At 67.3% G+C, this 20,589-nt stretch carries 21 protein-coding genes; 6 read left to right on the top strand and 15 right to left on the bottom strand.

Annotated features, from left to right (window positions below; genetic code table 11):
- Positions 1-66: 66 nt before the first annotated feature.
- Positions 67-1,797 carry an ArnT family glycosyltransferase gene (locus tag ACUTAG_RS23605; RefSeq protein WP_045952802.1) on the top strand — a complete coding sequence of 577 codons (1,731 nt, stop codon included), beginning with the start codon at positions 67-69 and terminating at the stop codon, positions 1,795-1,797.
- Entirely contained in the window at positions 1,794-3,200 is a 1,407-nt protein-coding gene (locus ACUTAG_RS23600) for an MATE family efflux transporter (protein ID WP_148316499.1), read from the top strand. Before ACUTAG_RS23605 ends, ACUTAG_RS23600 begins: the two co-directional genes overlap by 4 nt.
- A 112-nt stretch (positions 3,201-3,312) precedes the next feature.
- Here the strand turns inward: ACUTAG_RS23600 and paaK are convergent, their stop codons facing one another.
- The 9 genes from paaK to paaA form a co-directional block, all read right to left on the bottom strand.
- Positions 3,313-4,629, bottom strand: coding sequence for a phenylacetate--CoA ligase PaaK (gene paaK, locus ACUTAG_RS23595; RefSeq protein ID WP_020924561.1), 1,317 nt, complete (start codon positions 4,627-4,629; stop codon positions 3,313-3,315).
- A 96-nt stretch (positions 4,630-4,725) separates the two neighbouring features.
- Positions 4,726-5,199 carry a hydroxyphenylacetyl-CoA thioesterase PaaI gene (paaI, locus tag ACUTAG_RS23590; protein WP_026382792.1) on the bottom strand — a complete coding sequence of 158 codons (474 nt, stop codon included), beginning with the start codon at positions 5,197-5,199 and terminating at the stop codon, positions 4,726-4,728.
- Positions 5,199-5,987: a 2-(1,2-epoxy-1,2-dihydrophenyl)acetyl-CoA isomerase PaaG gene (paaG, locus tag ACUTAG_RS23585; RefSeq protein ID WP_006388305.1), complete on the bottom strand. Its 789-nt coding sequence runs from the start codon at positions 5,985-5,987 to the stop codon at positions 5,199-5,201. The genes paaI and paaG overlap by 1 nt, the downstream gene beginning before the upstream one ends.
- A gap of 15 nt (positions 5,988-6,002) precedes the next feature.
- Positions 6,003-7,667 (bottom strand): phenylacetic acid degradation protein PaaN, encoded by a 1,665-nt coding sequence (paaN, locus tag ACUTAG_RS23580; protein WP_148316497.1) that lies wholly within the window; start codon positions 7,665-7,667, stop codon positions 6,003-6,005.
- Between the two features lie 45 nt (positions 7,668-7,712).
- Entirely contained in the window at positions 7,713-8,801 is a 1,089-nt protein-coding gene (gene paaE, locus ACUTAG_RS23575; RefSeq protein ID WP_148316494.1) for a 1,2-phenylacetyl-CoA epoxidase subunit PaaE, read from the bottom strand.
- 14 nt (positions 8,802-8,815) lie between these two features.
- Positions 8,816-9,325 (bottom strand): 1,2-phenylacetyl-CoA epoxidase subunit PaaD, encoded by a 510-nt coding sequence (paaD, locus tag ACUTAG_RS23570; protein ID WP_370445613.1) that lies wholly within the window; start codon positions 9,323-9,325, stop codon positions 8,816-8,818.
- Complete coding sequence (paaC, locus tag ACUTAG_RS23565; RefSeq protein WP_020924565.1) at positions 9,319-10,083, bottom strand: 1,2-phenylacetyl-CoA epoxidase subunit PaaC; 765 nt, start codon at positions 10,081-10,083, stop codon at positions 9,319-9,321. The genes paaD and paaC overlap by 7 nt, the downstream gene beginning before the upstream one ends.
- Positions 10,084-10,098: 15 nt before the next feature.
- The gene (gene paaB / locus ACUTAG_RS23560; protein ID WP_006388300.1) at positions 10,099-10,383 is read right to left on the bottom strand and encodes a 1,2-phenylacetyl-CoA epoxidase subunit PaaB; all 285 of its coding nucleotides are present in this window, start codon (positions 10,381-10,383) and stop codon (positions 10,099-10,101) included.
- Positions 10,384-10,472: 89 nt separating this feature from the next.
- On the bottom strand, positions 10,473-11,462 hold the full coding sequence (gene paaA / locus ACUTAG_RS23555) for a 1,2-phenylacetyl-CoA epoxidase subunit PaaA (RefSeq protein WP_006388299.1): 990 nt from the start codon (positions 11,460-11,462) through the stop codon (positions 10,473-10,475).
- Positions 11,463-11,634: 172 nt separating this feature from the next.
- Between paaA and paaX the strand changes: the two genes are divergently transcribed.
- Positions 11,635-12,564, top strand: a complete 930-nt coding sequence (paaX, locus tag ACUTAG_RS23550; RefSeq protein WP_020924567.1) for a phenylacetic acid degradation operon negative regulatory protein PaaX — start codon at positions 11,635-11,637, stop codon at positions 12,562-12,564.
- A 10-nt stretch (positions 12,565-12,574) separates the two neighbouring features.
- On the opposite strand, the gene ACUTAG_RS23545 is transcribed toward paaX, so the two are convergent.
- Together ACUTAG_RS23545 and orn are read right to left on the bottom strand one after the other, a co-directional pair.
- Positions 12,575-13,204 carry an NAD(P)H-hydrate epimerase gene (locus ACUTAG_RS23545; RefSeq protein ID WP_148316493.1) on the bottom strand — a complete coding sequence of 210 codons (630 nt, stop codon included), beginning with the start codon at positions 13,202-13,204 and terminating at the stop codon, positions 12,575-12,577.
- A gap of 43 nt (positions 13,205-13,247) precedes the next feature.
- Entirely contained in the window at positions 13,248-13,793 is a 546-nt protein-coding gene (orn, locus tag ACUTAG_RS23540; RefSeq protein ID WP_026382789.1) for an oligoribonuclease, read from the bottom strand.
- 76 nt (positions 13,794-13,869) lie between these two features.
- On the opposite strand from orn, the gene ACUTAG_RS23535 reads away from it, so the two are divergent.
- Positions 13,870-15,120, top strand: a complete 1,251-nt coding sequence (locus ACUTAG_RS23535; protein WP_006388295.1) for a M48 family metallopeptidase — start codon at positions 13,870-13,872, stop codon at positions 15,118-15,120.
- Positions 15,117-16,079 (top strand): ribosome small subunit-dependent GTPase A, encoded by a 963-nt coding sequence (rsgA, locus tag ACUTAG_RS23530; protein WP_446650365.1) that lies wholly within the window; start codon positions 15,117-15,119, stop codon positions 16,077-16,079. The genes ACUTAG_RS23535 and rsgA overlap by 4 nt, the downstream gene beginning before the upstream one ends.
- A gap of 31 nt (positions 16,080-16,110) precedes the next feature.
- Here rsgA and ACUTAG_RS23525 read toward each other — a convergent pair whose 3' ends face one another.
- Complete coding sequence (locus ACUTAG_RS23525) at positions 16,111-16,842, bottom strand: CoA pyrophosphatase (protein WP_006388293.1); 732 nt, start codon at positions 16,840-16,842, stop codon at positions 16,111-16,113.
- A gap of 123 nt (positions 16,843-16,965) precedes the next feature.
- Positions 16,966-17,346, bottom strand: a complete 381-nt coding sequence (gene rplS / locus ACUTAG_RS23520) for a 50S ribosomal protein L19 (protein ID WP_006218237.1) — start codon at positions 17,344-17,346, stop codon at positions 16,966-16,968.
- Between the two features lie 240 nt (positions 17,347-17,586).
- Here rplS and ACUTAG_RS23515 point away from each other — a divergent pair, with 240 nt between their 5' ends.
- Positions 17,587-18,459 carry a DMT family transporter gene (locus tag ACUTAG_RS23515; protein ID WP_026382787.1) on the top strand — a complete coding sequence of 291 codons (873 nt, stop codon included), beginning with the start codon at positions 17,587-17,589 and terminating at the stop codon, positions 18,457-18,459.
- A gap of 80 nt (positions 18,460-18,539) precedes the next feature.
- Here the strand turns inward: ACUTAG_RS23515 and ACUTAG_RS23510 are convergent, their stop codons facing one another.
- Together ACUTAG_RS23510 and ACUTAG_RS23505 are read right to left on the bottom strand one after the other, a co-directional pair.
- Positions 18,540-18,992 carry a hypothetical protein gene (locus ACUTAG_RS23510; RefSeq protein WP_148316491.1) on the bottom strand — a complete coding sequence of 151 codons (453 nt, stop codon included), beginning with the start codon at positions 18,990-18,992 and terminating at the stop codon, positions 18,540-18,542.
- A gap of 69 nt (positions 18,993-19,061) precedes the next feature.
- Entirely contained in the window at positions 19,062-20,477 is a 1,416-nt protein-coding gene (locus ACUTAG_RS23505) for a PA0069 family radical SAM protein (RefSeq protein ID WP_148316489.1), read from the bottom strand.
- Between the last annotated feature and the right edge of the window lie 112 nt (positions 20,478-20,589).

Below are 20,589 nucleotides of genomic sequence, written 5' to 3'. Positions count from 1 at the left end.
CCCTGACCCTGCTTGTCGACCAACCAGGGGCTGGCGCTTCCCGATCTCTCGGTTACATTAACGCCCGTGTCCCCACTTTCCATTTCCACTCCGGCCCGGCTGACGTCCGTGGCCACCGCGAAACTGCCCAGGCTGATCCTGCTTGGGCTGGCGCTGGCGTACATCGTCGCCGGCCTGTTCATGCGCGACCCGTGGAAAACCGACGACGCGGTCGGCCTGGCGACCATGATCACCGCCATCCGCGAGGGTGGCATCACCTGGCTGCTGCCGCAGGTGGGGCACCTGGCGCATGCCGAGGAAGGCCCGCTGATCACCTGGGTCGGCGCCATCTGCATCTGGCTGTTCGGCCCTTTCATCGGCGACATCACCGCCGGCCGCCTGCCCAACCTGCTCTGGTTCGGCATCACCGCCACCAGCGTCTGGTACGGCACCTATCTGCTGGGCCGCCGCGCCGAAGCGCAGCCACTGGCCCTGCCCTTCGGCGGCGAGCCGGAACCGCGCGACTACGGCCGCATGCTGGCCGACGCCGCGCTGCTGCTGCTGCTGGCCACGGTCGGCATCCTGCAGCGCACCCATGAAACCACGGTCGTGCCCGCCATCATGGCGTGCCAGGCGCTGGCCTTCTATTCGCTGGCGCGTACCGTCGATCGTCCGGTCACCGGCTCGACCACCCTGGGCATCGCGCTGGCCGCCAGCTTTCTCACGCGCGGCTGGATCGGCGCGCTGCCGATCATGGTCGGCGCCCTGCTGGCCTTCTATCCGCGCGGCCCGCTCTGGAAATGCAAGCGCTGGCTGCCCTGGGCGGCCGCGTTGGCCGCCGCGCTGATCCTGGCCTGGTGGATTCCGGCCAGCCAGGCCAGCGAATACTGGATCCGCAACTGGAAGACCTGGAACCTGGCGTCCTTCGCCGTGCCCGCCTGGCACGACCTCGGCCGCACGCTGCGTGACCTGCCCTGGTATTTGTGGCCCACCTGGCCGCTGGCGCTGCTGGCCATCTGGCGCTGGCGCGCCTGGATCTATGCGCCGCATATCTGGTTGCCGCTGATGCTGCTGATCTGTTCCGCCCTCGTGCTGTTCGGGTTGGACGAGGCCAGCGATTCGGAATACGTACTGCTGGCCGTGCCTTGCGCGGTGCTGGGCGCCTTTTCGCTGCCGACCTTGCGTCGCGGCGTGGTCAACACGCTGGACTGGTTCGCAGTGATGTGCTTTTCACTGACCGCCGCCACCGCGTGGCTCGGCTGGATCGCGTTGCATTTCCACTGGCCGGCGCAGATCGCTCGCAACATCGGCCGCCAGACCACCGGGTATGAGCCCGTCATCTCCTGGGTGGCCTTCGCCCTGGCGGTGGTCTTCACGCTCGGCTGGATCGCGCTGGTGGTCTGGCGCCTGCGCGTCAAGCCGCAAGCGCTGTGGCGCGGCACCGTGCTGTCGGCCGGCGGCCTGACGGTCACCTGGATCCTGCTGGTGCTGCTGTGGCAGCCCGCGGTCGACTACGCCCGCAGCTACCGCACCGTATCGGGCGAGCTGGCGCAGGCCGTGGCGCAGAACCTCCGGCCGGGCGAATGCGTGCGCGGGCTGAGCCTGGGCAGCGGCCAGCGCGCCTCGTTCCTGATCTTCAACAACCTGACGTTCACGTTCGATTCGAAGTGCACGCTGGTGCTGCAGCAGACCACCAACCAGAGCCTGCGCGACAACACCGCCGCCTACAGCGACAGCGCCGACGTGCTGTGGCAGGGCGGCCGCCGCGCCGACCGCCAGGAAGTGTTCCGCCTGCTGCGAGTCGGCCCCACCCGATGACGCCCGCCCAACCGGCGGTGCCCGGTTTCGGCGCCACCCTGCGCAACATCGCGAAACAGGCCTGGCCGGTCCTGGTCAGCCAATGGGCCGGCATCTCGTTTGGCGTGCTGGACACCGCCATGACCGGCCACGCCAGCGCCAACGACCTGGCGGCGATGGCGCTGTCGGCCTCGATCTACATCACCGTTTTCGTGGGTCTGATGGGGGTGGTGCACGCCCTCATCCCGATCCTGGCGCAGCATTTCGGCGCCGGCAACAACCGCGAAGTGGGCCGCAGTTGGGGCCAGGGCGTGTGGCTGGCACTGGGCCTGTCGGCGGTGGGCGGCATCCTGATGCTGTTCCCGGACTTCTGGCTGTCGATGTCGGGCAACGTCGATCCCGGCGTGCGCGACCGCATCGCTTCGTACCTGCGGGCGCTGATCCTGGCGCTGCCGGCCGCGCTGGTGTTCCGCACCATCTACGCGCTCGGCACCTCCGTGTCGCGGCCCAAGCTGGTGATGGCGATCAACCTCACCGCCATCGGCTTCAAGGCCTTCTTCAACTGGCTGTTCATCTACGGCAGCCTGGGCCTGCCGGCGATGGGCGCCACCGGCGCCGGCCTGGCGACCGCCGTGGTGTCGTGGATGAGCCTGGGGCTGGGCTTGTGGGTCATCACCCACGACCGCTATTACCGTCGCTTCCACCTGCACGTCGGCCGGCCCGACTGGAAGACGCTGAAAGAACTGCTGCGACTGGGCATCCCCATGGGCGGTTCGTATCTGGTGGAAGTCTCGGCCTTCACGTTCATGGCCCTGCTGGTGGCGCGCGAGGGCACCTTCGTGACCGGCGGGCACCAGATCATGTCGAACCTGGCCGCGCTGTGCTACATGATGCCGATGGCGCTGGGCGTGGCCACCGCCGCGCTGACGGCGCAGGCGATCGGCGCGGGCAACCTCGCGCATGCCCACCGCACCGGCATGGCGGGCCTGGCGCTGGGGCTGATGGGCGCCCTGCTGACCGCGGTAGTGCTGCTGGCCGGCCGCCCGCTGATCCTGGCGGCCTACACCGACAATCCCCAGGTGGCCGCGGTGGCGACCACGCTGCTGGCGGTGCTGCCGCTGTTCCACCTGTTCGACTCCATGCAGTGCATCAACTCGTACCTGCTGCGGGCCTATAAAGTCGCGGTGGTGCCGCTGCTGCTGCAGACGGTGGCGCTGGCCGGCGTCGGCCTGGTCGGCGGCTGGTGGTTCGGTTTCGGACCGTGGCGCGGCGGCCTGGACGGGCTGCGCGAGATCCTGGTGCCGGGCTCGCCGCAGGGCGCGGGCAGCATGTGGTTGATGGCAATGGTGGGCCTGGCGCTGTCAGCCACCCTGCTGCACTTCTGGTATCGGCATATCGTGCGGACCGTGGCGCGTCAGGCCTGACGGCGCGCCCGGCGGGCAGCGACGGCGCAAAAAAAAGCAGCCTGAGGGCTGCTTTTTTCATGGCGGTGTGGCCGCCCCGCGCCGTTGCCGGCGGCGGGGACGCGCAGCGCGCTCAGCCCTTGGGGCGCTTGTCGATCACACGTCGGGCCTTGCCGGTCAGCGTGCGCTCGACGTGGCCGGCGTCCGACACCTGGATGCGGGCGCTGACGCCGATGTGCGTCTTGACCGCATGCTGCAGCTGCTTGCCCAGCGCCGCGCGCTCGGCGTCCGACAGGGTCGCGAACTCGGCGCGGACTTCCGTCAGGATCTCGAGCTCATCCATATTGCCCGTGCGCGACAGCACCAGCTGGTAATGCGGGGCCAGTTGCGCGATCTTGAGCACCAGTTCCTCGACCTGGGTCGGGAACATGTTCACGCCGCGCACGATCAGCATATCGTCGCTGCGGCCGGTGATCTTGCCGATGCGGCGCATGCTGCGCGCGGTGGGCGGCAACAGGCGGGTCAGGTCGCGGGTGCGGTAGCGGATGATGGGCATCGCTTCCTTGGTCAGCGAGGTGAACACCAGCTCGCCCGGCTCGCCGTCCGCCACGGGCTCACCCGTATCCGGATTGATGATCTCGGCGTAGAAGTGGTCTTCCCACACCACCGGACCGTCCTTGGTCTCGACGCACTCGCTGGCCACGCCCGGGCCCATCACTTCGGACAGGCCGTAGATGTCGACCGCGTCGATGCCCGCCTCGGCCTCGATGTCGGCGCGCATCTGCCCGGTCCAGGGCTCGGCGCCGAAGATGCCGATGCGCAGCGAACTTTGACGCGGATCAATTCCCTGGCGGCGCTGCTCCTCCAGAATATTGCAGAAATAGGAGGGCGTGACCATGATGATGTCCGGACGGAAATCGTTGATCAGCTGCACCTGCTTTTCGGTCTGCCCGCCCGACATCGGGATGACGGTGCAACCCAGGCGTTCGGCGCCGTAATGCGCCCCCAGGCCGCCCGTGAACAGGCCGTAGCCGTAGGCCACGTGCACCGTGTCGCCGGGCTTGCCGCCGGCCGCGCGGATCGAGCGCGCCACCAGGTTGGCCCAGTTGTCCAGGTCGCGCTGGGTGTAGCCCACCACGGTCGGCTTGCCGGTCGTGCCGCTGGACGCGTGGATGCGCGAAATGCGCTCGCGCGGCACCGCGAACATGCCGAACGGATAGTTCTCGCGCAGTTCCTTCTTGGTGGTGAAGGGGAACTTCGAAATGTCGGACAGCTGCTTCAGGTCGTCCGGATGCACGCCGATCTCGTCGAACGCCTTCTTGTAGTGCGGCACGTTCTCGTAGGCGTGCTTGAGCGACCACTTCAGGCGCTCGAGCTGCAACGCGCGCAGCTCATCCTGGCTGGCATGCTCGATGGGGTCCAGCCCCGGCTTGCTCATGGTGTTGGACATGGTTATCTCTCTCCTGGAATGCTCTACCCTCCGTGCCGGGGGACGCGCCGCGCGCCCGCCTCGGCCGGTGGCCTTGTCTCTGATTGGTTGACGCGTTCAAGCCTCGGCCGGCGTGCCGACGATCTGCCCCTTGATGCGATAGGATCGGCCCCGGAACAGGGCGACGTTGCGGCCGTCCTGGTTGGTGACGGTCACGTCGTACACCCCGGTGCGCCCGGCCAGCGAGCGCTCCTGCGCCACCGCGGTCAGCAGGTCGCCCTCGAAGCCGGGGGCCAGGTAATCGATGGTGCAGCCCGACGCCACGGTGCTGACGTTGCGCGAATTGCAGGAAAAGGCAAAGGCGCTGTCGGCCAACGCGAAGATGAAACCGCCATGACAGGTCTTGTGGCCGTTGAGCATGTCGGGGCGCACCCGCATGCTCAGGCGCGCATAGCCCGGCGCCATTTCCTCGACCTTCATGTCCAGGCCCTGCGAGGCCGCGTCGCCGGCGTACATCACCGTGCCCACGGCCTGCGCCAGTTCCTGCGGATCCGTCGGCGCCTCGACGGGCGGAACGTGCGTGCTGCTCATCATTGCCCCTTGAACTGCGGTTCGCGTTTGCCCAGGAAGGCCGCCACGCCTTCGGCGTAGTCGGCGCTGCGGCCCAGTTCGCGCATCATGTCGCGCTCCAGGTCCAGCTGGGTCGCCAGGTCATTGCCCAGGCTGGCCTGCAAGGCGCGCTTGGTGAAGGCCAGGCCCTTGGTCGGCGCGCGCGAGAAATGCTGCGCCAGGTTTTCCAGGGTCGTGTCGAACGCGTCGTCGGCCACGCATTGCCAGATCAGGCCCCAGGCCTCGGCCTGGCGCGCGCTGAGCTTGTCGCCCAGCATGGCCAGCCCCATGGCGCGGGCGCGGCCCACCAGGCGCGGCAGCACGAAGGTGCCGCCCGTGTCGGGGATCAGGCCCAGCTTGCAGAACGACTGGATGAAGTTGGCCGATTCCTTGGCGATGACGATGTCGCCGGCGAAGGCCAGATTGGCGCCCGCCCCCGCCGCCACGCCATTGACCCCCACCACCACCGGCATCGGCAGCGCGTTCAGGCGGCGCACCAGCGGCGCGTAGAACTTGTCGACGGTCTCGCCCAGGTCGGGCGGCGTGCCGTCGGGCGCGGGCTTGCGCTCGCTCAGGTCCTGGCCGGCGCAGAAGCCACGGCCGGCGCCGGTCAGCACCAGCACGCGCGCGCCTTCGGTTTCGACGCGCGTCAGCGCATCCGCCACTTCGCCATGCATGTTGGCGGTGAAGCTGTTGAGCTTGTCCGGGCGGTTCAGCGTCAGGCGAGCGATGCCGTCGGCCAGTTCGAATTGGATGTCTTGATAGGTCATGTCCGGATCCACCGTTCAGATATGGCGGCGGGTCTGCACCACGCGGAAGCGGTTGGACACGTAGGCCGAGTCGGACAGCGCCGCGTTGGCCGCCGGGTTGGCGCCGGTGCCGTGGAAATCGCTGAAGGCGGCGGTCTGGTTGACGAACACCGCGCCGGTCAGGTTCAGCGACAGCGACACGCCGGACTCTTCCGCCGCTTCCTGCACTTGCTGGGCCACCTCGTTGCTGGTGGTGTAGGCCGACAGCGACAGCGCGCCGTGCTCGATCACGCTGTCGCGCGCGATCTGGATGCTGTGCGCGGTGGAATCGGTGGCGACCACGAAGGCGATCGGGCCGAACCATTCCTGGCTGATGGCGGGGTTGCCGGCCTCGGCGCGCAGCAGCAGCGGCGTGCGCACGCGGGCGTTCTCGAACTGCGGGTGCGTCAGCGCCTTGCTGTCGGCCACCACCGGCAGGCCCAGCGCGCGGGCCTTTTCGATGCGTTCGACGATGCCTTCGTTCTGGATCGCGCCGGTCAGCTCGACGGCCTTGGCGGCGTCGGCGCCGAGCTTGTCGACCGCGGCGCCCAGGGCGGCGGCGACCTCATCGAAGCTGACGCGGCCTTCCGGCGTCTGGATGCCGTCGCGCGGCACGTAGATGTTCTGCGGCGCCGTGCACATCTGGCCCGAATACAACGCCAGCGAGAACGCCAGGTTGCGCGCCACGCCCTTCAGGTCGGCGGCCGAGTCGATGATGACCTGGTTGACGCCGGCCTTCTCGGTGTAGACCAGCGCCTGGCGGGCGTTGTTCTCCAGCCAGTCGCCGTTGGCGGTGCTGCCGGTGAAGTCGATGATCTTGACGGCGGGGTCCAGCGCCAGCTGGCGCGCGGTGTCTTCCTCGGCGGTATGCGCGGCCAGCAGCACCACGTCCGGATCGAAGCCGGCTTCGTGCAACACTTCGCGCGCCACCTTGACGGTCAGCGCCAGCGGCAGGATCGCGCCCGGGTGCGGCTTGACGATGACGGTATTGCCGGTGGCCAGGCTGGCGAACAGGCCGGGGTAGCCGTTCCAGGTCGGGAAGGTCGAGCAGCCGATCACCAGCGCCACGCCGCGCGGCACCACGGTGAAGTGCTTTTCCATGCGGATGGGGTCGTTCTTGCCCTGCGGCTTTTCCCAGATGGCGACGCCAGGAATGCGCGACATTTCCTGCCAGGCGTAGGCCACGGCCTCGAAGCCGCGGTCCTGCGCATGCGGGCCGCCGGCCTGGAAGGCCATCATGAAGCCCTGGCCGGTGGTGTGCTGCACCGCGTAGGCCATTTCGAAGCTGAGCTTGTTCAGGCGCGCCAGGATTTCCAGCGACACGCCCACCCAGGCCTGCGGGCCGGCGCGGCGCCAGTCCTGCAGCGCGCGCTTGGAGGCGGCCACCAGCTTGGCGGCGGGCACGTGCGGATAGGTGATGCCCAGGTCGAAGCCGTAGGGCGACTTTTCGCCGCCGACGGTGCCGTCGGCGTCGTGCAGGTTCAGCGGGAACGGCTTGCCGCGCAGCGCCTCGAAGGCGGCGCGGCCGTCGTCATTGGCGGTCTCGCCATAGTTGCGGGGGCTGGGCGACTCGGCAAACGGGCTCCAGTAGCCGCGCAGGGCGGCGGCGGCCAGGGCTTGTTCCAGCTGGGGCTGGTGGCGTTCGAAGAATTTCTGGGACACTGCGTCTCTCCAAATGGAATAGGGGTGTGACTGGCGCGCGCCGGGTCAGGTTTCCTGGTCGAAGTCGATCACCAGGCGGTCGCTGACCGGAAAGCTCTGGCAGCTCAGGATAAAGCCTCGGGCCACTTCGTAGTCTTCCAGGGCGAAATTGGCGTCCATGTCCACTTCGCCCTCGACCACCTTGCAACGGCAGGTGGAACACACCCCGCCCTTGCACGAATACGGCAGCTCGATGCCCTGCGCCAGCGCCGAATCCAGCACGCTGTCTTTGTTCTTGTCGATCACGAACTTGCGGCTGTGGCCGTCCTGCACCACGGTCACCTCGCACTGGCCCTTGCCGGGCGCCTGGCGGGCGTCCTGCCCCGTGCGCAACGCGCGCGGCCCCTTCGGGGCGCCGAACAGTTCGAACTTGATGTTCGCCTTCGGGATGCCGCGGGCCTGCAGCCGCTCGACCACGCTCTCGGTCATGGTCTGCGGACCGCAGACAAAAGCGTAGTCGATATCCTCGGGACTCATCCAGGCCGACATCAGCTGGTCGACCTTGTCGCCGTCCAGGCGGCCGTTGAACAGCTCGATGTCCTGGGTTTCGCGGCTCATGACGTAGACCAGCGAGAAGCGGTCCATGTACAGGTTCTTCAGGTCCTCGATCTCTTCGCGGAACAGCACAGCCGACGAGGCGCGGTTGCCGAAGAACAGCGTGAACTTGCTGTGCGGCTCGGTCGACAGCGCGGTCTTGACCAGCGAGAACACCGGCGTGATGCCGCTGCCCACCGCGAATGCCACGTAGTGGCGCTGGTTTTCCGGCGCGAAGTCGACGGTGAAGTTGCCGGCCGGCGCCATCACTTCCAGCGTCTGGCCCGGCTGCAGCTCGTGGTTGGCCCAGCTGGAGAAGACGCCCTCGTCGACCTTCTTGATCGCCACGCGCAACAGCTTGTCGCGCGGCGCCGAACAGATCGAATAGGAGCGGCGCAGTTCCTCGCCGTTGAGCTGCGTGCGCAGCGTCAGGTATTGGCCGGGCTGGAAAGCGAACTCGTCGACCAGGGTGTCGGGCAGGTCGAACGTCACGACCACCGCGTCGCGCGTGTTGCGCGCCACCGAGGCCACTTTCAGGGGGTGGAATTGGTTCAGGCTCATTCTCGAAACCACTCTCAGTGAGTCTTGAAGTAATCGAACGGCTCGCGGCAGCTGACGCAGCGGTACAGCGCCTTGCACGAGGTCGATCCGAAGTTGCTGACCAGGCGCGTGTCGCGCGAGCCGCAGCGCGGGCACTCGATGGCGGGCCCGGCACTGCGCCGGCTGATGCCCGAGATGTCGATGGCCTGTTGCGCGGGCGCGGCGATGCCGTAGTCCTTGAGCGCGGCGCGGCCTTTTTCGCTCATCCAGTCGGTGGTCCAGGCGGGCGACAGGCGCGTCTCGACGCGCACCTCGCCGATGCCGTGGCGCGCCAGCACCTGGCGGATGTCTTCGGTGATCTCCCGCATCGCGGGGCAGCCGGAGTAGGTCGGCGTGATGACGACGACACAGGCGTCACCGTCCCAGGACACGTCCCGCACCACGCCCAGGTCCACCACCGACAGCACGGGGATCTCCGGATCGGGGACCTCCTGCAGCCAGGCGTAGACCTGCTCGATGGACACGGGCGCGACGGCGTTCACCACTTGGCTCCCGGATAGGCGCGCGGCAGGTACTGCATTTCCGCCAGCACGTAGCCCAGTTCCTCGGTGTGACGGCCCTGGCGGCCGCCACGGTGGGCCGGATGGTTTGCGGCCGCGGAGTCCGGCACGGTCAGCGTGGCTTCCTCCAGCACTTCGCGCACATGCTGTTCCCAGGGCGCGCGCAGCGCGGCCAGCTCACAGCCGATGCCGCGCGCCGCCATGTCCTGGTCGATCGCGTCGTCGGTGAACAGCTCGCCGGTGAAGCGCCAGGCGTCGTCGATCGCCGCCTGCATCCTGGCGTGGCTGGTCTCGGTGCCATCGCCCAGGCGCACCACCATGTCCGACGAACGGCGCACGTGGTAGGTCACTTCCTTGAGCGACTTGGCGGCGATGCCGGCCACGCGCTCGTCCGACGATTGCGCCAGGCGCTGCAAGAGGAAGTAGTGCCACACATCGAACAGGAACTGGCGCGCCATGGTGTCGGCATAGTTGCCGTTGGGCCGTTCGACCAGCAGCGCATTGTGGAACTGATGGGCATCGCGCAGATAGGCCAGCGCGTCTTCGTCGCGGCCGGCGCCTTCCACCTCGCCGGCCAGCGTCAGCCACATGCGGGCCTGGCCCAGCAGGTCGAGCGCGGTGTTGGTCAGCGCCAGGTCCTCTTCCAGGATCGGGCCGTGGCCGGTCCAGGCGCCCAGCCGCTGCGACAGGATCAGCGTGGTATCGCCCAGGCGCAGCAGGTATTCGAAGAAAGTCTTGTCCATGTCTCCCCCGCCGCCTTACATGTGCTTGATTTCTTCAGGCATCGGAAAGAACGTGGGATGCCGGTAGACCTTGCTGTTGGCCGGCTCGAACAAGGGATCCTTGTCGCCCGGGCTGCTGGCGGAAATGTCGGAAGCCCGCACCACCCAGATGCTCAGGCCTTCGTTGCGGCGGGTGTAGACGTCGCGGGCGTGGTTGATGGCCATTTCGGCGTCGGGCGCGTGCAGGCTGCCGACGTGCTTGTGCGCCAGGCCGTGCTGGCTGCGGATGAACACTTCCCACAGAGGCCAGTCTTTGCTCATGATGGATATCCTCGGATGCCGGGCGCGCGTGGCGCCCCGGGTATTGGATGAGTAAGGAGTTGGAAGGCCGGGCGCCGCCCGGCCAGGACTCAGGCCGCCTTGCGCTCGGCCTGCTTGTCGGCGTAGGCGACCAGCGCCTCGCGCACCCAGGCGCCGTCTTCGTGCGCCTTGACGCGCGCCGCCAGGCGTTCGCGGTTGCATGGGCCATTGCCCTTGAGCACGGCGTAGAACTCGCTCCAGTCGATCTCGCCGAAGTCATAGTGGCCGCGCTCGGCGTTCCACTTCAGTTCGGGATCAGGAATGGTCAGGCCCAGGTATTCGGCCTGCGGCACGGTCTGGTCGACCATCTTCTGGCGCAGCTCGTCGTTGGAGAAGAGCTTGATCTTCCAGGCCATCGACTGGGCGCTGTTGGGAGAGTCGGCATCCGACGGGCCGAACATCATGAGGGCCGGCCACCACCAGCGGTTCAGCGAGTCCTGCACCATCGCCTTCTGTTCGGGCGTGCCGTGCAGGCACATCTGCATCAGCAGGTCGTAGCCCTGGCGCTGGTGGAAGGACTCCTCCTTACAGACGCGCACCATGGCGCGGGCGTAGGGGCCGTAGGAGCAACGGCACAGCGGGATCTGGTTGATGATGGCCGAGCCGTCGACCAGCCAGCCGATCATGCCGATGTCGGCCCAGCTGAGCGTGGGGTAATTGAAGATGCTGGAGTACTTGGCGCGGCCAGCGTGCAGGTCGTCGATCAGGTCGTCGCGCGATACGCCCAGGGTTTCGGCGGCGCTGTACAGGTAGAGGCCGTGGCCGGCTTCGTCCTGCACCTTGGCCAGCAGGATGGCCTTGCGCTTGAGCGACGGAGCGCGGGTGATCCAGTTGCCTTCCGGCAGCATGCCGACGATTTCGGAGTGCGCGTGCTGCGAGATCTGGCGCACCAGGGTCTTGCGGTAGGCCTCGGGCATCCAGTCCTTGGCCTCGATCCGCACGCCATCGTCGATGCGGCGCTGGAACGTCTGTTCGCGGCCTTCGAGCTGGTCCGCGGTCTTGACCTGCTTGACGCCGGTTTCGACGAGTTGAGCGTACATGGTTGTCTCCTTGAGACGGTTTGCGATAGCGCAAAGCGAACGCCGCGCAGTGCCGTCATGTCATAGGCGGATTATTTAATACAAAAAAACCATTGTCAAACTCAAATCTGTATCACATTGGATTTATGTATCATATCCAGGATCCCGATATCGGCCCCTTGCGGCCCCCCTTATGGCAAACCCTCAGTCGCCCCTGGACCGTTACCTGTCACGCCTCATCAAGAGCGATCCGCCGCGCGCCAAATCGCTCTGCGTCAGCCTGCTGGGCGACGCCCTTGCGCCGCACGGCGGCGCCATCTGGCTCGGCGACCTGATTGAGTTGCTGGCCCCGCTGGGCATCAACGAACGGCTGCTGCGCACCAGCGTGTTCCGGCTGGTGGCGCAGAACTGGCTGCAGTCCGAACGCCACGGCCGGCGCAGCCTCTACCTGATTTCCGAGCAGGGCCTGCGCCACACGGCGCACGCCTCGCAGCGCATCTACGTCGGCGCGCCGCGGGAATGGAACGGGGAATGGACGCTGGTGGCGCTGCCTCGCACCGGCAACGGGCTGGCCGAGCGCGCGGAGCTGCGCCGCGAGCTGGTCTGGGAAGGGTTCGGGATGATCGCGCCGGGGCTGTTCGCCCATCCGCACACCGAGGCCCGCGCGGCCCATGACATCCTGGAAAAGCTGGGCATTCCGGACAAGGCGCTGGTGCTGTCGGCGCGCGATCTGGCCGGCGCCGGCGGCCTGCCGATAGCCAGCCTGGCCTCGCAGTGCTGGAACCTGGACGATGTCGCCGAGCAATATCGCCAGTTCAGCCGCAATTTCGGCCCGCTGGAAAAACTGCTGGAAGCCCCGCCCTCGCCTTCGGACGCCTTCATCGCGCGCGTCATGCTGCTGCACAATTGGCGTCGGATCGTGCTGCACGATCCGCAATTGCCCGGCCCGATGCTGCCCGACAACTGGCCGGGCCACGCGGCCCGCGAGATCTGCGGCCGCATCTACTGGCGGGTGTTCGACGCCTCGGAAGCGCACCTGAACGCCCTGGCCGGCCGCGACAATGAAAGATACCGCCCGCTGGCCGCGGACATCGCGGCGCGCTTCGGCGGCCGGCCAGCCTGAAACCGGCCGTTCAGGCGTCGCCGTCCGCCGCTATTGCCACGCCCAGCGTATCCAGATGTGATTCCCCCACGGCCTGCGCGGCCCCCGGTTGCAGCAGCCCCCGGGCCCGCGCGATGAAGGACAAGGTCCAACGCGCACGGATCGGCCGCCCCAGCGCCGCGCCAGTATCGGCGTCGATGCCGCTGGGCACGTCCAGCGCCAGCACCGGCGCCCTCCAGTCGTTGACGGCGTCCACCAGCGCCTGCCAGAAGGCATCCAGCGGCCTACTCAGGCCAATGCCGAACAGGCCGTCGAGCACCAGTTCCGGCACCTCCAGCGAGTCGAGCGCGTCCAGGGACACCCCACCCGCCGCGCTCCAGCCGGCGTAGGCGCGGGCAGCATCGGCCGGCATTCCCCCGGCGCCCTTGGGCAGCACGACTCGCACGTCGTATCCCATTTCACGCAGCCGCGTGGCCGCCTCAAGGGCATCGCCGCCATTGTTGCCGGGACCGGCCAACGCCAGCACCGTGGCGCCGGGCGGCAACCGCGCCGCCACGAAACGCGCGGCGGCCGCGCCCGCCAGCGGCATCAGCCGCCGGCCCTCGGCCAGGGCCTGACGTTCAGCGGCCCGGATCCGGGCAACGGATTGGGAGGACGGCATGACGACTCGCGGGAATATGGCGCCGCCGGTCGGCGGCGATCCGCTACACCTTAAGGAAGTGCTCGCGGTAGTACTTCAGTTCGTCGATCGATTCGTAGATGTCGGCCAGCGCCTCGTGGCGGCTCTTCTTCTCGAACCCCTTGTACACGGCCGGCGCCCAGCGGCGCGCCAGTTCCTTGAGCGTGCTGACGTCCAGGTTGCGGTAATGAAAGAACTGTTCCAGGCGCGGCATGTAAGCAAACATGAACCGGCGGTCCTGGCTGATGGTGTTGCCGCACAGCGGCGACTTGCCGGCCGGCACGTGCTGCGCGAGAAACGCCAACAGCGTATCCTCTGCCTGCGCTTCGGAAATCGTCGAGGCGCGCACCTTGTCGATCAGGCCACTTTTGCCGTGGGTGGATTTGTTCCAGTTGTCCATGGCGTCGAGCAGGCTGTCGGACTGGTGCACCACCAGCACGGGGCCTTCGGCGACCACGGTCAGATCGGCCTCGGTGACCACCACGGCGACCTCGATGATGCGTTCTTTTTCAGGGTCCAGGCCGGTCATTTCCATGTCCAGCCAAACCAGGCGATTTTCGTTCACAGCCATATAATTTGCCTATAAAACACGCGATTTTCCAATACGCGATTTTCGCACATCCCCACTTGAGCCAGCCGCATCGCCCATGTTCACACTGCTGTTCGTTGCCTTCCTGCTGACCGATATCGCCGTGCGCATGTGGCTGGCCAGCCGCCAGATCCGCCACGTGGCGCGCCATCGCGACCAGGTGCCGCCGGAATTCTCCCATCGGATCGGCCTGGCCAGCCACCAGCGCGCGGCCGACTATACGGTGGCGCGGGTCAGGCTGGGCATGTTCGAACGCACCTATGATGCCATCTTGCTGATCTGCCTGACCTTGATGGGCGGCCTGCAGGTCATCGACCTCTGGGTGGGCCAGCTCACCGACAACGACTTCCTGCGCCAGATGCTGTTGCTGGTGACGGTGGCGCTGCTGCTGGGCCTGCTGGGCCTGCCCTTCACGCTGTGGCGGCAGTTCAAGCTGGAGGCGCGCTTCGGTTTCAACCGCATGACGCCCGAACTTTTCATCTCGGACGCAGCCAAGGGCCTGCTGGTGGCGGCGGTGCTGGGGCTGCCCCTGGCGGCCGCCGTGCTGTGGCTGATGGGCAGCGCGGGGCAGTATTGGTGGGTCTGGGCCTGGGCGCTATGGACCGCATTCAACCTGGCGCTGCTCATCGTCTATCCGATGTTCATCGCGCCGCTGTTCAACAAATTCACGCCGTTGTCCGATCCGGAACTGGCCGGCCGCATCCAGCGCCTGGCGCAGCGCTGCGGCTTCGCGCTCAACGGCCTGTTCGTGATGGACGGCTCGCGCCGCTCGGCCCACGGCAACGCCTATTTCACCGGTTTCGGCCGTTCGCGCCGCATCGTGTTCTTCGACACGCTGCTGGCGCGCCTGAACGCCGACGAGATCGAAGCCGTGCTGGCGCACGAACTGGGCCACTTCGCCAAGCGCCACATCATCAAGCGCATCGTCTTCAGCTTCGCGGCGGCCCTGGTATTTTTCGCCATCCTGGGCTGGGTCGCGCAGCAACCCTGGTTCTACGTGGGCCTGGGCGTACTGCCCCAGCTGGGCGGCCGCAACGACGCGATGGCCCTGCTGCTGTTCTTCCTGGCCATTCCCGTCTTCACCTTCATCTTCACGCCGCTGGCCAGCTGGTACTCGCGCCGCGACGAGTTCGAGGCCGATCGCTACGCGGCCGAACAGAGCTCGCCGGACCGCCTGGTATCGGCCCTGGTCAAGCTCTACGACGACAACGCCGCCACCCTGACTCCCGATCCCGTGCACTCCGCCTTCTACGACAGCCATCCCCCCGCCGCCGTGCGCATCCGCCACCTGACGGCGCCCGCGGCATGAGCATGAACGATCGCAACAAGGCCGCCTTCCAGGAAGCGCCCAAGACGGGCGCGCATGGTGATGCCGCCAACGAAGGCCGCATCATCGCGGCGCATGGCCGCCACTACACCGTCGAGCTGGCCGACGGCAACCTGCGCAAATGCTTCCCGCGCGGCAAGAAGGCCGGCGCCGCCGTCGGCGACCGCGTCCGCATCACGCGCCAGGGCCAGGACGAAGGCGCCATCGATGCGATCCTGCCGCGCCGCAATCTGCTGTACCGCTCCGATGAAATGCGGTCCAAGCAGTTCGCCTCGAACGTCGACCAGTTGCTGATCGTGGTGGCGGTGCAGCCGACCTTCTCCGACGACCTCACCGGCCGCGCGCTGGCAGGCGCCTGGAGCGCCGGTATCGAACCGCTGATCATCCTGAACAAGACGGACATCGTCGACGCGCTACCCGCCGCCCGCGCCCGCCTGGCGCCGATTGCCGCGCTGGGCGTGGACATCATCGAACTGAGCGCGCTTGAACCCGAAAAGGTCCACACCCTGCTGGCGCCGCGCCTGGCCGGCCGCACCAACCTGCTGCTGGGACAAAGCGGCATGGGCAAGTCGACGCTGCTGAACGCGCTGGTGCCGGACGCCGCGGCGCCCACCCGGGAACACTCGACGGCGCTGGACATGGGCAAGCACACCACCACCAGCACCCGCCTCTATCACCTGCCCGCGCCCGGGGGAGACCTGATCGACTCGCCCGGCTTCCAGGCCTTCGGCCTGCAGCACCTGAGCCGCGAAGACATCATCCGCGGCTTCCCGGAATTCACCAAGCCGATCGAGTCGTGCCGTTTCTACAACTGCACCCATCGCCACGAGCCCGGTTGCGGCGTGGTCGCGGCGCTGGACGCGGGCGCGATCGACCCGGCGCGCTACGCGCTGTACCTGCGCATCCTGGACGAGAACCTGGCGGGACAACAACGGTATTGAAGCCGCTGGTTGACAGGTCCCGGCACGGCTCTCAACGCGGCTCGAAGCCGTTGCGCAACAGGTGATAAAGGTTGCGCAGCATGCCGGCCGTGGCGCCCCAGATGAAGTGCCGGCCATACGGCATGCCGTAATAGTGACGCACCCGGCCGTCTTCCAGCCGCGCCTCGTACAAACGGTGATTGGCCGGATCCATCAGGAACGACAGCGGCACTTCGAACACCTCGGCGACTTCGAACGCGTCCGGCGCCAGCTGGAAGCCGGGCGTAACCAAAGACACGACCGGGATGATGGAGAATCCAGTGGCGGTCAGGTACGGGGGCATGCTGCCCAGCACCTCGACGTGGTTGGCCGGCAGTCCGGTTTCCTCCTGCGCCTCGCGCAGCGCCGCGGCGACCGGCGTCGCATCGCTGGTCTCGATACGGCCGCCCGGAAAACTGATCTGGCCGGCATGGTCGTGCAGGTGCGCGGCGCGCTGGGTCAGCATGATGTGCACGCCATCGTCGCGCGTCACCAGCGGAATCAGCACGGCCGCGGGAACCGGCGCGCCTTCGCGGCCGGGATAGCGCAGATCATTGTCGCGCGACAGCTCGAGCGTCCAGGTGGACGGCTGGCTGAGCGTGCCGCGCAGCAGGTCGGGCGTCAGCAAGCCGGCCGGCACCGCAGGCAGGGAATCGTTGGCGACCACCCAGGGTTGCGACGCCGGGTCGAACCCGGGACGCGCCAGCGGCCGGCGCGGCCGCGCAGAAGACGAGGAATCAGACATTCGGCTTTTCAAAAAGAAAAAGGCACCCTCGCAGGTGCCTTTTTAACCCGGAAACCCGTGCCGAACGAAAACGCTGGATGGCGTGTGCGTCCGACACTGGTAGGGCCGTGTGCCGATAAGCGATCAAGCCGCCGAGGCTTGCTTGCTGACCAGCTTTTCCTTGATACGCGCCGACTTGCCCGAGCGGTTGCGCAGGTAGTACAGCTTGGCGCGGCGCACGTCGCCGCGGCGCTTGACTTCGATGCCGGCGATTTGCGGCGAGTACAGCTGGAACGTACGTTCCACGGCTTCACCCGACGAAATCTTGCGCACGGTGAACGCGGAGTTCAGGCCGCGGTTGCGCTTGGCGATCACGACGCCTTCGAAGGCCTGCACGCGCTTGCGGGTGCCTTCAACGACGTTCACGCTCACGATGACGGTGTCACCAGGAGCAAATTCAGGCTTGGCTTGACCGCCGGTCAGGCGGGCAATCTCTTCCTGTTCCAGGATAGCGATAAGGTTCATTGAGAACTCCTAGATCATCATGCCTTTGCGGACTAAAGCGCTTTGCCGTTCGATGTTGTTCGGGCCGGGGCTGAAAAACCGCGCCTGGCCGTGTACCGCAAGCAGAGGATGAGATTTGGCAAACCAATGATTCTACACCAAAATTTGCCCGGTGCCTCAGGTAACATGACGCCCTGCCCGCGGGTTTGCGGTACCCTAGCGGTTTATGTAACAAACACGTCATAAGACGCTGTTCCCCCCATGTCGTACTCGTCCCTGTTATTGGTCGTCCTGGCGGCGATGGCCCACGCAACGTGGAATCTGCTCGCCAAGCGCGCGGCCATGGTGGGCGCTCCATTCGTCTTCGCCTACGGGCTGTGCGCCTCGGTGCTGTATGCGCCATGGGTGGTATGGGTACTGTTGCATGACGGCATGACGTGGACCTGGCCGGTAGTCGGCGCGATCCTGACCTCCAGCCTGTTGCATCTGGGCTACAGCCTGTGCCTGCAGCGCGGTTATCAGGTGGCGGATCTATCGGTGGTCTATCCCATTGCGCGCGGCACCGGCCCCCTGCTTTCGACCACCGGCGCCTTCCTGCTCCTGCGCGAGCCCGCCACCGGCACCGGCATTGCCGGCATGCTGTGCGTGGTGATCGGGGTGTTGCTGATCGCCACCCAGGGACGGCTGTCGATCTTCCGCAACCCACAGGCCTGGGTCGGCGTGCGCTGGGGCATGGTGATCGGCCTGTTCATCGCCGCCTACACCGTGGTGGATGCCTATGGCGTGAAGGTGCTGCTGATCAGCCCGGTGCTGTTCGACTGGTTCACCTGTGTCACCCGCACCGCCATGATGACGCCGCACATGCTGAACCGCCGCGCCCAGGCCTGGGAATCGATGCGTGGGCATTGGCACCTGGCCCTGGCGGTGGGCTTGCTGTCGCCGCTGGGGTACATCCTGGTGCTCTACGCGCTGCGCAACGGCGCACCGCTGAGCCTGGTGGCGCCCGCCCGCGAAATGTCGATGATGCTGGGCACCTTGGCCGGAATGTTCCTGCTGCGGGAAAAGGTCGGCCCCGGCAGGCTGGCAGGCTGTCTGTCGATCCTGGCGGGCGTGATACTGCTTGGCTCGACCTGAGCCTTCGCCGGCCCCGTGGCGGGCCGGCGGCGAAGGCACCGCCCTGCGCCCGGGTGCCGGCCCGGACGGCGGCGAGTCCTTCAGAAGCCGCCGGCCACGCCCAGCCACATGAGGGCGGGAATCATCGCGCCCCAGGCCAACACCAGCACCACGTCCAGCACCATGCTTTTCACGCTGACCTGATCCGACACCGGCTCGACCGTGGCATTGCCCAGGCTGCGCTCGCGCGGGCCGCGGACGACGGACGCGCCAGCGTCGGCGGCCGGGGGGAACGGCCATTTGCCAGGCAGGGCGCGCTCACGCTTGCGTGGCTCGGTCTCGACGGGCGCCGTCGGGGCAGCGCCGACAGGCAACGCCAGGTCCACCGTCGCCGCGCCAGCCGCCGCCCGGCCCATCGCCGCGCCGGACCAAGGCGTGGCCAGCCCCGAAAAACGGGCGCCAAGGGCCCTGATGCGTTGAGCGGCACGGCGCAGCGGCGTGAGGGAAACGGCGGCGAGATCATCCGGCAGGACGGAAAGTTGAGCGGTGTTCATGGGGAACTCCTTTAACGCGATCAAGAACCGCGGCACGACGCCACGGCGGCAACCCGGGCAAGCCGCGGGTCAGTCGAACAACGACAGCTGGCCAGCGACCATGGCGCGCAACTGGCGCGCACCGCGCCCGTAGGCGCCGGCCGCCGGCGCGGCACTGGCAAAAGGGACCCCTGAAGACGCTTTCGCGCCAGCCGGGGATGGAAAAACGGGGATATCAGCCATATTGGCGCCCGGGCCGAACAAGGCGGCGGATGCGCCAACCGGCGCAGGCGGCTGGAAGCGGTCGCAGTCGAGCGCCAGGCGATGGCGGTTCAGGCCAAGCTTGCGGGTGGCCACGGCAAAGCGCTGGCGCAGCAGGTCGGCCCAGATGCCGGTGCCGCGCATGCGCGAACCGAAGTTGGGATCGTTGCGGCGGCCGTTGCGCAGGTCTTCGATGCGGTGCAGCACGCGCTGGGCGCGGTCGGGGTGATGGGCGTTGAGCCAGTCCTCGAACAGGGTTTTGACTTCCCAGGGCAGGCGGATGACGGTGTAGCTGGCGTAGTGCGCGCCCGCCGCCTTCGATTCCTGCAGGATGTGTTCCATGGCGTCATCGTTGATGAACGGGATTACGGGCGCCACCAGCACGCCGACCGGCACCCCGGCGGCGGTGAGGTTGCGCACGGCCTCCAGGCGGCGCCAGGGGGCCGCGGCGCGCGGCTCCAGCGTGCGGGCCATGCCGGCGTCGAGCGTGGTGATGCTCATGTAGACGACCACCAGATTCTGTTCGGCCAACGCCGCCAGGAGGTCGAGGTCGCGCGCCACCAGGGCGTTCTTGGTGACGATGGTGACTGGGTGGCGGGTTTCGAGCATCAGCTCGAGCATGCCGCGCGTCAGGCGCCAGTCGCGCTCGATGGGCTGGTAGGCGTCGGTGGCCGATCCGATGTTGATGGGCGACGGCTTGTAACCCGGACGGCTGATTTCCGCCCGCAGCGCCTCCACGGCGTTGGCCTTGGCCACCAGCCGCGTCTCGAAATCGAGGCCGGGGGAGTAGCCCAGGTAGGAATGGGTCGGGCGGGCATAGCAATAGACGCAGCCATGCTCGCAGCCACGGTAGGGATTGACGGCGACGTCAAAGGGGATATCGGGCGAATCGTTGCGCGACAGGATCTTGCGGGCCTCTTCGGCCGTGACGGCGGTCTTGGGCGCGGCGGGCGTCCGGCGGTCGTCGGGCAGGATGGGGATGACGGCGGCCGCAGGCGTAACGGCGGCATCGGCCTGGTCTACCAGGCCGAGCGTGTCGGACGCGCCGTCGGGAGAATTATTAGGGACAGCATCGACGAAATCTGCCGGGAGGCCCGAAGCGGACCAGCCATCGTCGACCTGCACGCGGTCATCTTTCTGGAAGCGATGCCGAACATTAGTAACCGCACCCCGACCGCGCAAGGCGGCGGGGGCGGCAGCCGGGGACCCAGAACCGGCGGGAAAAGAATGATCGGTGCGTGCCATGAAAACTACTGTACAAAAACACAGTGGTTTTGACAAGCACCAAAAGCCTTTCCGTAAGACAGCCCCACTTTACCGCAAGACGAAGACGGCGTCCGGAGAATTCGATTTCATC

This window comes from Achromobacter sp. CSND-B12 (genome assembly GCF_052906545.1).
This window is presented reverse-complemented; position numbering and strand designations above follow the sequence as displayed.